11 protein-coding genes are annotated in these 13071 nt (G+C 35.0%); all 11 read right to left on the reverse strand.

The window, feature by feature from the left end:
* Nucleotides 1-212 precede the first annotated feature (212 nt).
* On the reverse strand, nucleotides 213-3440 hold the full coding sequence (locus QGN23_RS01030) for a type I restriction endonuclease subunit R (protein ID WP_282905193.1): 3228 nt from the start codon (nucleotides 3438-3440) through the stop codon (nucleotides 213-215).
* A complete protein-coding gene (gene kwaB, locus QGN23_RS01035; RefSeq protein WP_282905194.1) occupies nucleotides 3441-4397 on the reverse strand; it encodes an anti-phage protein KwaB in 957 nt (318 codons plus the stop codon). It abuts the gene before it with no gap.
* Entirely contained in the window at nucleotides 4394-4960 is a 567-nt protein-coding gene (gene kwaA / locus QGN23_RS01040; RefSeq protein ID WP_282905195.1) for an anti-phage protein KwaA, read from the reverse strand. The genes kwaB and kwaA overlap by 4 nt, the downstream gene beginning before the upstream one ends.
* A gap of 9 nt (nucleotides 4961-4969) precedes the next feature.
* The gene (locus tag QGN23_RS01045; RefSeq protein ID WP_282905196.1) at nucleotides 4970-6220 is read right to left on the reverse strand and encodes a coiled-coil domain-containing protein; all 1251 of its coding nucleotides are present in this window, start codon (nucleotides 6218-6220) and stop codon (nucleotides 4970-4972) included.
* Nucleotides 6221-6237: 17 nt separating this feature from the next.
* The gene (locus QGN23_RS01050) at nucleotides 6238-6894 is read right to left on the reverse strand and encodes an abortive infection family protein (RefSeq protein ID WP_282905197.1); all 657 of its coding nucleotides are present in this window, start codon (nucleotides 6892-6894) and stop codon (nucleotides 6238-6240) included.
* Nucleotides 6894-7298, reverse strand: a complete 405-nt coding sequence (locus QGN23_RS01055) for a P-loop NTPase family protein (protein ID WP_282905198.1) — start codon at nucleotides 7296-7298, stop codon at nucleotides 6894-6896. The genes QGN23_RS01050 and QGN23_RS01055 overlap by 1 nt, the downstream gene beginning before the upstream one ends.
* 8 nt (nucleotides 7299-7306) lie before the next feature.
* Complete coding sequence (locus QGN23_RS01060; RefSeq protein WP_282905199.1) at nucleotides 7307-8437, reverse strand: restriction endonuclease subunit S; 1131 nt, start codon at nucleotides 8435-8437, stop codon at nucleotides 7307-7309.
* Nucleotides 8434-9294 carry a DNA damage-inducible protein D gene (gene dinD, locus QGN23_RS01065; protein ID WP_282905200.1) on the reverse strand — a complete coding sequence of 287 codons (861 nt, stop codon included), beginning with the start codon at nucleotides 9292-9294 and terminating at the stop codon, nucleotides 8434-8436. Before dinD ends, QGN23_RS01060 begins: the two co-directional genes overlap by 4 nt.
* A 3-nt stretch (nucleotides 9295-9297) precedes the next feature.
* Entirely contained in the window at nucleotides 9298-10884 is a 1587-nt protein-coding gene (locus QGN23_RS01070; RefSeq protein WP_282905201.1) for a type I restriction-modification system subunit M, read from the reverse strand.
* 319 nt (nucleotides 10885-11203) lie between these two features.
* Nucleotides 11204-11686 (reverse strand): helix-turn-helix domain-containing protein, encoded by a 483-nt coding sequence (locus QGN23_RS01075; protein WP_282905202.1) that lies wholly within the window; start codon nucleotides 11684-11686, stop codon nucleotides 11204-11206.
* Nucleotides 11687-12711: 1025 nt separating this feature from the next.
* Complete coding sequence (locus tag QGN23_RS01080; protein ID WP_282905203.1) at nucleotides 12712-12903, reverse strand: hypothetical protein; 192 nt, start codon at nucleotides 12901-12903, stop codon at nucleotides 12712-12714.
* Between the last annotated feature and the right edge of the window lie 168 nt (nucleotides 12904-13071).

Consider the following 13071-nt stretch of genomic DNA (forward strand, 5'->3'; position numbering starts at 1 on the left):
TTATTTACGCTCCTGCCGGTAAAGTTTTCCCTATCTGGGTTGACATTTAATTAAGCAAATCTCTCTGTTCCAAGCAGGGGGATTTTGTTTTATAATGCACAAATGTGTGTATTTTTGTTCAGCAAATATATATCTTATTATAATAAAGTGGAAATTATTTCCATTAAATGTTTATTTTTAAATCATAATTAAGCTTTATTTCGGAGAGCGGGTTAGTCTTTTGTAAAGAATTCCGCCATTAGTTCTGCTTGTTTTAAAACTGTCTCAATTGCTTTGGCTTGTTTGTCTGGCGGATAACCCCACTTTGTCAATGTCCGCTTTACAATTACCATAAGTCTTGCTCTTGCACTTTCTCTGATTGTCCAGTCAATAGTTGCGTTGGCTCTTACTTTGTCTGTAATTTCTCTTGCAATTTCTTTGAGTTGGTCGTCGCCCAAAACCATAACTGCACTGTCGTTTACTTCTAAAGCATTGTAAAAAGCAACTTCATCTTTTGTCAGTCCAAGTCGTTCACCTTCTTTGTCGGCTTCTTTAATTTCCTTTGCAATGTTGATGAGTTCTTGAATAATTTCTGCTGTTGTCAACAAGTTGTTTTGGTAGCGTTTTATTGCACCCTCCAACATTTCCAAAAGTTTTTTACTCTTTACTAAATTGGTTTTGGAACGTGTTTTTATTTCGTCATTCAGTAATTTCTTTAAAAGTTCTAACGCCAAATTTTGGTGCTTCATTCCTTTTACTTCTAAAAGAAATTCGTCCGATAAAATTGAAATGTCTGGTTTTGCCATACCAGCTGCTTCAAAAATATCCATCACTTTGTCGCTACTTAACGCTTCATCAACTATTTGTTTAATGGCAGTTTCAATTTCAATATCTGATTTGCCTGTTCCAATTCCTTCAAATTTTACAAGTCGTGCTTTTACTGCTTGAAAAAATGCAATGTCGTCTTTGATTTCCATTGCTCTTTCGTGTGGAATGGACAAAGCAAATGCTTGACTTAACAAAGTTACTTCTCTAATGAAACGTGTTTTACCGTCTTGCAATCCTAAAATGTGTTCTTCCGATTGCAAAATGATTGATATTTTTTCTTTTGCCTCAACATTGAAAAAACGTTTGTAATTAAACTTGAAACTATTTGCATAATAGGCTTCGGGTTCTTCGGCAACTATATCATTTTGCGTTTTTGCTTCTTCATTAAAAAATTGCTGAACTACTTCAAATTTTTCATTCATCAACGCAATTGCTTTGTCTAAATCTAAAGTCGGTTCGCCTTTTCCACCTGCATCAGAATAAAAAGACAATGCTTTTTTCAAATCTGTTGCTATTCCCAAATAGTCCACAATTAAACCACCAGGCTTATCTTTGAAAACTCGGTTTACCCTTGCAATGGCTTGCATTAGGTTGTGTCCTCTCATTGGTTTGTCAATGTATAGAGTATGCAAACAAGGCGCATCAAAACCAGTCAGCCACATATCACGAACAATAACCAAACGCAAAGGGTCGGCTGGGTCTTTCATTCGTTCTGCTAAATTTTTACGCTGTTGTTTTGTGGTGTTGTGACGTTGCATTTCCGGACCGTCCGCACTTGTAGAAGTCATTACCACTTTAATTGCTCCTTTACTTAAATCATCATCGTGCCATTCGGGTCTTAATGCAATAATTTCTTTGTATAAATCGGCTGCAATTCTTCGGCTCATTGCTACAATCATTCCTTTACCATCAAATACTTTTTGGCGTTGTTCTGAATGCGTTACAATGTCTTTGGCTAAGTTTTTAATGCGTTCTTCATTACCAACAATTGCCTCCAACTTGGTGTATTTGGCTTTCGCTTTTTGTTGGTCAGTTATTTCTTCGTCTTGTTCCAGCTCCGCATCAAATTCTTCAATTAGGCGTTTGCCTTCTTCGTCTAAATTTACTTTTGCTAAACGGCTTTCATAATAAATACGAACTGTTGCACCATCGGCAACCGCTTGAGAAATATCATATACATCCACATACTGTCCGAAAACTTGCGGAGTGTTTACATCTGTTCCTTCAATTGGAGTTCCTGTAAAACCTATGTAAGTAGCATTGGGCAAGGCATCCCGCATATATTTGGCGAAGCCATACGCAATGCGTTCTCCAATTTTCTCTTTGGTTTCTTTGTCTTTTACTTCTTTGATTGATGCTTCAAAACCGTATTGTGTTCTGTGGGCTTCGTCTGCTATAACTACAATATTTTTACGTTCCGAAAGTTGCTCGTAAATCGATTTTTGGTCTTCGGGTAAAAACTTTTGAATGGTAGCAAAAACAATTCCTCCACTTGCCACTTTTAGCAATTCTTTTAAATGCGCTCTGTCTTTTGCTTGAATGGGTTCTTGTCTTAGTAATTGTTTGGAGTTGGCAAATGTGTCAAATAATTGGTCGTCCAAATCATTACGGTCGGTAATAACTAAAATGGTTGGGTTTTGCATTTCGGGTGCTGTAATCAATTTGCCCGAATAAAAAACCATACTCAAACTTTTGCCCGAACCTTGTGTATGCCAAACTACACCACCTTTTTTATCTCCGTTTGCACCCGATGCAATAATGGAAGATTGCACCGCTTTGTTTACTGCGTAATACTGATGATAAGCCGCTAATTTCTTAACGGTTTCAATTTGCGTAATGCCTGTTTTTGCATCTTCTTTTTTACTCTTTTCAAATACAATGAAATTGCGAACCAAATCTAAAAGGGTAGAAGGGTTCAACATTCCTTTAAGTAATATTTCTAACTGTGGAATAAATCGAGATGCTTCTTTTTTGCCGTCTGCTGTTTTCCAAGTCATAAAACGGCTGTAACCTGCAGAAACGCTTCCTGCCTTACATTCCATTCCGTCTGTTATGACACAGATGGCATTATAGGTAAATAAACTCGGAATGGTTGATTTGTATGTTTGCAATTGGTCAAACGCTTTTCGCATTGTGGCGTTTTCGTCTGCAGCATTTTTTAGTTCAATGACAACTAATGGCAAACCATTTACAAACAGTAATACATCGGGGCGTTTGTTTTGATTTTTTTTTACAATGGTGTATTGATTAACACATAAAAACTCGTTGTTCAACGGATTTTCAAAATCAATTAAAGCCACTTCATAACTGCGTTCAAAGCCATCTTGCTGATAAGGTATTTTTACTTTTTCTACTAATAGCTGGTGAAAGATTTCGTTGTTGTGCAATAATTCAGGTGAATAAATCCGCAATACTTTTTGAATAGCTTGTTCCTGTGCATCCTGAGGAATAGTTGGATTTAAAACCGAAACCGATTTGCGTAAACGGTCAACCAAAACAATTTGCTCAAAGTTTTCTCTTTCTGCTTGCTCTGCACCTGGAGCCAATAACAAGCCGTGAGCATACTCCCAACCTATGGATTGGAGTATTTCAAGTGAGAATTTCTCTATTTTATCTTCAGTGATTGGTTTCATTTAATCAATTTCTTCGGTTGATAATTGCTCTTTCTCATCTGTTTCATATAACAAATCAGTCAACTCGGATTTCAGATAACTATCACTTAATAATTTCAAAAAAAGCTCTTTAGATGTTTTTGAATGAAACTTAATCCTGTCTTGTGTGTCATTAAACTTTAATCGTCTTTTCAACTTGGGATGACCCAAAATGAAAGTTCTTAACCTGTCAAATGGCAATGCTAAAACAGGTGTGTCAGCTTTGATTTTTATAATTTTTTTAGCATATTTCTTTTCTTGAATTAATTCTTCTAATTCTTCCACATTTTCAATCAATTCTGCATCCTGAATTAAATCAAATTTAGTTTTAGCAGCTCTCATTAATATTCCAGTATACCCAAAACTGCTTTCTAAGCTTTTAATGCTAAAAACAACCACTTGATTATCTACTTGTAAAAACTCAAAAGTTTCATTTACTTTAAGTATATCACTTTCTAATTTTACCAAACCAGTAGCTGACTTCCTTAATCCTACAAATGAACTATCTCTTTTTATTAGGCTTAAAGAGTAATGTTTTTTATATAAAGCGATTTTTTTTGTTTCATTACCAATTAAAAAAATGAACCCTTCAATATTACTAAAATCATCATCTATGAAAGAGAATTCTTGTTGCTCTTCTTGTGTAGTTACCACATTTAAGGCTTGAAGTCCTGGTAATGGTTCTGGTAAATCATAATAACAAACGGTATTTTTTCTATCGGTATAATCAGTGAGGTTGCAATAGTTCAACTCCGTATCATTGTTTATTCGACCATTTAAATAAGCGAGAAATTTGTTTTTCAACTCATTTCTTACTGTTTCTTCCAAATTTGCGAAACGTATATCTCCATCTTTGAGAATGAGGTACATTGATAAACTTATGTGTTCGTTAGCATCATTTAAAAATGAAAGCCTACTTCTAAGTTGGTCTATTGTCATAACACTGATTTTTTTGCATAGTGAATATTGTCGTTTATTGTTCTTGGTAATATAGCATCTCCAATTTTTAAAGATTGTTTGGTAATTACTATTATATCTTTCGTCAATTCTGTATCGAGTTGATATACCTTAAATCCCATAATTGCTAATGTTGGGTTTGTATAAAAAAGATTTGTTCTCACATATATCCAACCTATAAGAATTAACAATAGAACCAACATAGGTAAACTCCTCGATCTATCCATATCGAGACAAGCAAGTGGAATAATATATGTCGCTAAAAATGATAACGTTTCAGAATTAAGGTTCTTAATTGAAGTTATTTTTTTTGATAACAATGTTGCACCTTTAGTTATACTGCTATTGAAACCAAAATAAAAAAACGCTCCTAAAATCATAAATACTAATGCAAACAATGGTATTCCATTTGTTAAGATGAGGGCTTTAAAACCAATAAACTCACACTTTCCATCAAAACAAATAGGGATGTTTACTTTTACCACAAAGAGTAGTAAAAATAAAAACCAAAGTGAAACGATATATAATTTTATCTTTTGAAACATTTTATTCATTTATTTCTTTATAAAAGGTAAAATAGCTTTTAATATTTTTTCCAATCCATTTATTGAAACATCATCATTGCTGTCTTTTGTATCAGAATGAATATTTGTTTGTTGACCAAAATATTTTTTCACCAACTCTTCTTTAATTGTTTCCTTTTTAGCTTCGGGCAATAATTCAATGAAAGGACCAATTGAAGCCAATTCTAATTCTAAATTCCTGTTTTGGGTTTCCAGATTTCTATGCTTAGTAGATTCTCTTGAAGCATAAATAGCAGGGTAGGTAAGTACCGATGCGGCTAATATTCTAACTAACGATTTGTAAAGATTGAAATCAGCACTACTTAATTCAATGATAGAATAAATAAGCAATCCTGACATTATAACCATAAACCCCAAAGCTACCCATCTAAAGAAATTAGCAGAATTTTTGTGTTGTTCGGCTATTTTTTGATAATTACCTGTAACGCCTACATTTCCAACTATATTAACTATCTTTTTAGCCTCTTCAAGTTTGGATTGTAAGCCCTTGATTGTTTCTGCCGTTTGAGATTCTAAATCTGATTTTTGCTTTTCGTATTCTTTTTTGTAGGCTTCCTTGTCCGTGTCAATGAGTTCTATAAAAGTCTTTCTATCTGCTTCTATATTGTCATTAAATTTTTTCTTTTCCGCTTCAAACGTGCTGCTGTTATTGGTTTTTATTGTTTCAAATTCCGTATTGTAGTTGTTCAATACATTTTGAATTTCTACTTCTTTATTTGCCAATTGTTGTTGCAGAGTTGAAATTTGAGTATTCTTCTCTTCTAAATCCTCTTGAATTGTTTTTAAATCCTCTTGCAGTTTTTTGTTGTCTGCTTCAATTGTTTTATAAGCTTCTTCTACTGTTTTTTGAAAATTTGCAATCACCTTAGAAAAATCAAAATCCCCCTTGGATAAAGGCATAGGAAAACTTCTTATTCTGTTTAATGCAGAATTGAAATTGTTGATTGCGTTTGCAATATGACCTGCATTATTATTCCCCAAGTAAGTGTTAACTTGAACTGTTCCTGCTTCAATTTCAGAAGCCAAAGAGGCTAATTCAGTCTCCTGAACTAATATGGGTATCGTTAATTTAAGCCTATCGTTTATAAAAAGATATGCCGTTTCAAAAAACGAAAAATTCTCAATGCCAATTTTCTCTTTGGCATTTTCTGATAAAAGAGATTGTTTAAGTTGCTCTAATTTCTCAAAAACAGTATGATTCGTAAAACTTTCAGATTGCATATCTTATGATTTAGTTTTTATTCTACATTGTTACTTTCGTCTTTTGGTATCATTATAAAGGCGTTCAACTCATTTTCATAAGCTTTTGGGTCGTTACTAAACAAAATTTCGCTTGCAAAAAATGAGTAATCACTCATTGTAAATTCTCCATATTGTTCATCCCAAAAATCATTGAAGGTTTCGTTCTCCTCATAATCTATTTCATCTTCAATTGGTTTTATTGGTTTGTCCGTTTCAAATGCTTCTATCAAAAAGCAACAAACAATTGAAGTTGCTTCAATTAAAAAATTGCCAGTTAAATCGTGAATCGAATTTTGCCTTTTCTGTAATTCCTCTACAGTTTTACCGTGTGCTGTTGTGCCAATTTCATTTCTAAAATTACCCATTTGTTGCCCTACGTTGGCAATGGCAGTTCCAATTTGTAAAATAGTTGAACTAGAAGGATAGCCCAATGCTTTGAAAGCAGTTTTTAAACAACCACTCATTGAAGATGCTTTTTCTAATGCAATTCCTTTTTTAGCACAAACCTCTTTTGAAACTCCTTCTAATAATGCTTTTGAATTTTCAATGCACAAAGTAAAATCAGTAGTTGCATAGCCTTCTATCCTTACAATATATTCATTGTATGGCTCCCAGTTACTGTGTTTGGTTAAAATGGATTTTAGTCTTTGCATTAAATCAATGAAAATAATTTATTGGCATCAGCCGCATTAATAATTGGTTCTTGTGCTGGTGTCGCAGCATAGGTTTTTTGTTCAAAGTGCGAAGTGTAGCCAGTAAAATTATAGATTGCTGTATGTGTTCCACCTGAAGTTCTGCAAGCGCAAACGCAAACGTCACATTTTGCATTTATCAAGTCTGTCAATCTATCGTGGACTAAATCATAAGTATCACCAGAACTGGTTACGCCCACTCTTTGTTTGCCATTTTCAAAAACATCTAAAAAATCACTTCCGTGATTTTGATACATTCCCGCAACACGGCTGTAGCCGTTTGCCAATAGTATGTTTGGTAATAAATTTATTGTGGTTGTTTTACCTGAATTTCCTCTTCCTTTAAGTGCTATTATCCTGCTCATATATTATTTTAAATTTCAATTGTTGCTTCTTTATTCATAAGTTTTGGGAGCAATGTGTTTGACATTTTTTCCAAATCAATTATTTGTTTAGTGTTATTAGTTCTCTTTAGTTCCCAGTCTTTTACAATTCGAGTAAACCCATTAATCAATTCAGTATTTGGTAATAAAATTTCAGCATCATTAAGAACTTCAATTGTTATTTGCGGTTGTGCAGAACCAGTTGCGTAAACTTTGTAATCAGTATGAAGCGAAAAATATTTCAAATACTCAAAAGAAATATTCTTATTTTTCGACAACTTTAAAACCAAAGAATTATTCGTTACAAATGATTTACTGTGTGTAATGTTTACGGTGCCTGATGCTTCTCCACGACAAGACACTAATACTTGTGGTTCTTCATATAGGTATTCATTAAAAAAGCCTATTTGACCATTACCGCCAAAAACAGGATAGCCTTGACTAAGTAAATTTTTTGTAGGCAAATTTTTGCCATAAACAATATTTACATTATCGCCTAATTTTCCTGTTTCCCAATCTTCTTTAGCATCTACAACAAACCATTTTCTGAAAAGGGTAATTCCTAAATTTTCGAGAGTTTCGTTTTGTCGTTTTAATAATTCAACCTTTTTCAGTAAAGAAAATAAAGCATCAGCTATCGCACTTTGTTCTTCAATTTCAGGAACTGATATTGTTAGTTGAGCCAACATTCCGTTATTCAAACTTGCTCTTGTTGTAATAGATGACATACCCGAAACAGTTGCTCTAAATTTTGGAGAACGGAAATAAAAACCTGCGTATTCGGGCAGTATTTCTACGTTTCCTTTAGGGCGTAATCGTTTTGTAAATCCATTGAAAGTTGCATTGGGATAATCTTTTAGAGCAACGCAACTCATTCCTAAATCCTCGTCTGTTTCGCTTGTTCTTGTTAAAAAAACATCACCTCTTTTTATGGAGCAAGATTGCTGCTCTTTCTCGGTTGAATTAACCAAACTGGTTAATTCATTAGGCACAAAGAAGTTTTTGAATATGTCTGTAAAGCCAAGAAAACCGTGTCCAAAACCAAATTCGGAAGCTCCTTTTGAAAGCCCTGAGGTAAAGTCATAAACTTCGTTTAAATTATATTCTTTCCACTTGCTCATCCTTTATCTTTTTTCTTGGCTTTTAACTCTTTGGGTTGTTGTGTCTTTTCTATCTTTTTAATACTGTCTTCTACGGGTAGGTTTTCGGGCATTTCACCGCCAATTTCTTCAATGGTTTTGCGTACTTTTTTGCCTACATCGTAATGGGCTTGGTTGGCTTTTTGTTTGCCTTTTATCTGTTCCCGTTTTAGCTTTTCTTCAGTTTGTGTAGCTCGGAAAAGGTTAGCAGCCAATTCTGTACTTCCCATATGGTCAAGTATTTGTTGGCTCTTCTTTAATCCTTTCTTTTTGTGTATGGCTTTAGCATCCAGTCCGCCATATAAACCCATATAGCCGTGGTTTTGAAATATGGCATAATCCAATGGCGCTATCACCCCAGCATCTTTGGCAGCGGCAGCCAGTTGGGTATTGTGTTTTGCCATTTCGTTACGGAGAAACAAACGCTTTTCATTTTCGGTGCTTAGGCGATTGTAATCATCCATTTGACGGATTTCCTGCAAGCGGGTTTGTACAGCAAAATAGGTCTGCCCCAATGCTACCACCTCTTTACTTGGGTCGGCATTTTGCACTACAAGGTAACAGGCGTATCGAGACAATTTAACACTTTCTGTTTTTCTTTGTGCGCCCGAACCAATGACAACCATTTCGAGGATGTCCTCGAAATGGTCATCGAGACTTTGCCCACTGTTTGTACAAGCTTCTTTAGCTCGTTCTATTACAGGTGTAAAGTGCCTATATTCAGAATATTCCAACACTTTGGATAAGTCTCTTGCACTCCAAAATTCGTTGCTATTTTCGTCTATTTGCTTGATTTGTTCAAATAAGCTAAGATTTTGATGAGTAAGTTCTTTTGCCATCGTCTAATATTTTATCTTGGCAAGGTTAGCCGTTATTGCTTTGTTCAATGCTTCCTCTTCCGCAATTTGCTTTTCTAACTCTGCTTTCAACGAAGTAAATCGTTCTGCAAAATTGAAGTCGTCTTCCTCTTCTGCTAACCCTACATATCTTCCTGGGGTAAGCGTGTAATTTAATTTTCTTACTTCTTCAATCGTTGCTACTTTGCAAAATCCCGCCACATCTTGATACGTTCCATCAGGGTTTCGCCAATTATGATAAGTTCCTGCAACTAATTCAATATCTTCTTCAGTTAAATCTCTGTTTCGTTTGTTAACTAAAAAACCTAAATTTCTTGCATCAATAAATAGTATTTCATTTTCACGTTTTCTAAAATCACCATTGGTTTTGTTTCGTGATAGAAACCATAAACAGGCTGGTATCTGAGTATTTAAAAATAGCTTGGTAGGTAGGTTTACGATACAATCCACCAATCCTTTTTCTACTAATGCCTTTCTAATGTCTCCTTCGCCTGTTGTATTGCTTGTCAAAGCACCTTTACTCAAAACAAAACCTGCTTGTCCTGTTGGTGCTAAGTGATATAAGAAATGTTGTATCCAAGCATAGTTTGCGTTTCCTGTTGGAGGTGTAAGATTTTCGCCTAATACTTTCCATCTTGCATCATCACGTAACAATTCACCACTCCAATCACTGTCATTAAACGGTGGATTGGCAATAATATAATCGGCTTTCAAATCTTTGTGTGCATCATTTAAAAATGAACCTTCGTTGTTCCATTTTACATTACTACTGTCAATGCCCCGAATGGATAAATTCATTTTTGCCAGCCGCCAAGTAGTTTGGTTACTCTCTTGTCCGTAAATAGAAATACGGTCGGTAGGATTTAAACTTAAACCTACTTTCCCTTTTTTCTTGTAGTTGTCTTGATGCGATTTAATAAATTTTTCGCTTTGCACAAACATACCACCACTTCCACAACAAGGGTCAAATACTCGACCTTCATAAGGTTCAAGCATTTCCACCAACAATTTTACAACGCTTTGTGGTGTGTAAAATTGTCCTCCTTTTTTGCCTTCTGCTAATGCAAATTCACCCAAGAAAAATTCAAATACTTGTCCTAATAAATCTTTACTTTGTGCTTCTTTAGTTCCTAAAGTTGCCGAACCAACAAGATTTACAAGTCCGCCCAAACTGGCTTTGTCCAGTTTTTCTTGTGCAAATACTTTTGGTAAAACACCACGCAAAGAAGGGTTGTCTTTTTCAATAGCATCCATTGCATCGTCAATGTCTTTACCAATGGTCGGCTGTGTTGCTCTGCCTTGTATGTATGACCAGCGAGCCATAACTGGAACAAAAAATATTTTGTCTGCCAAGTATTCGTTTTTGTCTTCGGGGTCTGCACCTTCACTTTTAAGTGCAATCAATTTTTGATATTGTTCTTCAAAAGCATCTGATATATATTTCAGGAAGATTAAACCCAAAGCAACATGTTTGTATTCGGCAGCGTCCATATTTTTACGGAGCTTGTCGGCTGCTTTCCAGAGTTTTTTCTCTAGTGGTTCTTCTTGTTCTGTCTTTGCTGTTTTAGCCATTGTTGTCTTAAATTTTATTCTGAGGCTGTAAAGTTACTTTTTATAATCATGTTATTATTAACTTCCTTCAAACTGTCACTTGTCTACTTGGTTGGTGGGCTTGGGTTTGGTTGGGGTGCATTTTTTTTATTTTGCTGAAGCGTTGGCATTTCTTTTTTCAGTTCGTTTATTGTCGGTCGTGTCATTTTTTAGGGTAGGGCATAACGTCCGTCGGCTTTGCGAAGTGCGAAGCATTTTGCAAAACTGACAGTTATGTGATATTATATAAAAATGCAAAGTCTTTCTTTCTCCAAATATATTACCGCTTTGTATAACAACCTTACGGTTTCCCGTAAAGCTCTTCAAAGATCTCACCTCCTTTAAGTTTTAATGACATTTCAATTAAGATTATTTCTTCTGTAGTAAATGAAATATCAGTATAATACAGATTTTTTAGTCTAGTAAGTGGTATCCCAGTTTTAGCTGAAACTTTTTCAATATTATTCTTCTGCGTCTCATATTTCATAATAATATGTCCCAATTCACTTCGCTTTTTTGGCACATATTTGTTCAATGAAAATTCATAACCTTCATAAACAAAGGTGAAGATATTGGAGAAGTTATCCTTAACCCCTGTATATATTAAATAGAATGTTTTGGGAGAAATACTTTTTCTTTCCATAGTTATTAATTTACTAATTTCTCCGTTTGAAATATTACATTCTTTGGCTAGTCTTTCATTTGACAAGCCCAGTTCTTTCTTTTTAGAGACTATGTATCTTGAGAAATTTTCAAGAACTTTTTTGTTGATACTATCAGACATATATTAATGAATATTTCAATTCCATTTTGTTAAAAATTTGTTTATTGGAATTATTTTGTTATATTTGCTTTAACGATTTGAATATTAAGGCTAAATAAGCCCATAATAGACGATGTTTCTCGAGTCAAAACGACCAATTTCCATCGAGAACACCGTGAAATCGCTCCGTGCTTAAAAAAGTTTCTTACTTTTGTACCTGCATGGGAGCGGTTTTCACGTAAACTTTAGATGGTAACTTCTTTCGGGAAGGAGGGTTTGGTCGCCCATGACTCTAAAGTGTGAAACCGCTCCTTGCTTTTTTCAAGGATATTCTTCGCATCCAAGAACATCGTTTCATAACAACAAATAACAATGTATTATGAGAACGACATTTTTACCACCTTAAAAACCCAAGAGAGCTAAAAGTCTCTCACCGCTTCATCAAGATTTTATAAAAGAACGCCAACGCTATACCCACCGCTGCCAGAGGGTAAGATCCTGTGCAGGCCAATGCCTCATAAAATCTGTAAAATAATTTGCCCTTAAGCACACCAAAGCCACCGGAAAAGGAGGATTGTGGGATTCAGAACTATTTAAAAACACGCACGTTAAAAATAGGTTCTTTCTTCCAATTAAACAAGTGCCAATGCAGGAGAAGTTGATGCAATTAGAAATTGATGGTTTTGGCAGGGTAGTGTTGGTTGTTTCTGGCTGGATGTGGGATGCTGGGTGCTGGATGTTTTGCTCGAGATCCTTCGACAGGCTCATGATGACAGATTGCTCGCGATGCTAGGGGAGAGTCTTCCCTGTTAGGAATGATACTTACAATGGGGACACCCATTGCGGCAGTACGCTTACTCGGGAAATGGTCTTGTTTTAAAGACTACGTTATATCAAAAACTTTAATAGAATTCATCATGAAGATTTATTTTTATTATTTCAACGATACTTAGAGCAACACTCACATTCATATCAAAGCTCTTTTAAAGGATTGGTCTTTAGCGGGAAAGTGACCCCACTGTAAAAGTGTTTCTACACGCTTTCCCCTAAGCCATTCCGAAGGATGATGTGTTGATGTGTTGATTTGGCAATGTGCTGATGCGATAATTCAGTGCTTCGGTGAGAATGGAGATTTGTAACAAAAACCGTGGATTAATATCTGCACAATCATCCAGCATCCATAATCCAACAACAAAAGGATTTGTCTTTAGCGGGGAAGTATTTCTTTTCTTCATCATTTGTGTTTTGCTTTCCCCTAAAGCAATCTGAAGAGCCAAGTAAAAAGTAAAAAGAGCCAAGTGAAGGTATAGAGAGCCAAGTAAAAAGAGCCAAGTAAAAAGTAGTTCTTGATTGAAATAGGGATGCTCCGTAGATGCTTCATAGATACTTCATGGATACTTCATGGA

The organism is Chryseobacterium gotjawalense (assembly GCF_030012525.1).
Classification (GTDB): Bacteria; Bacteroidota; Bacteroidia; order Flavobacteriales; family Weeksellaceae; genus Kaistella; species Kaistella gotjawalense.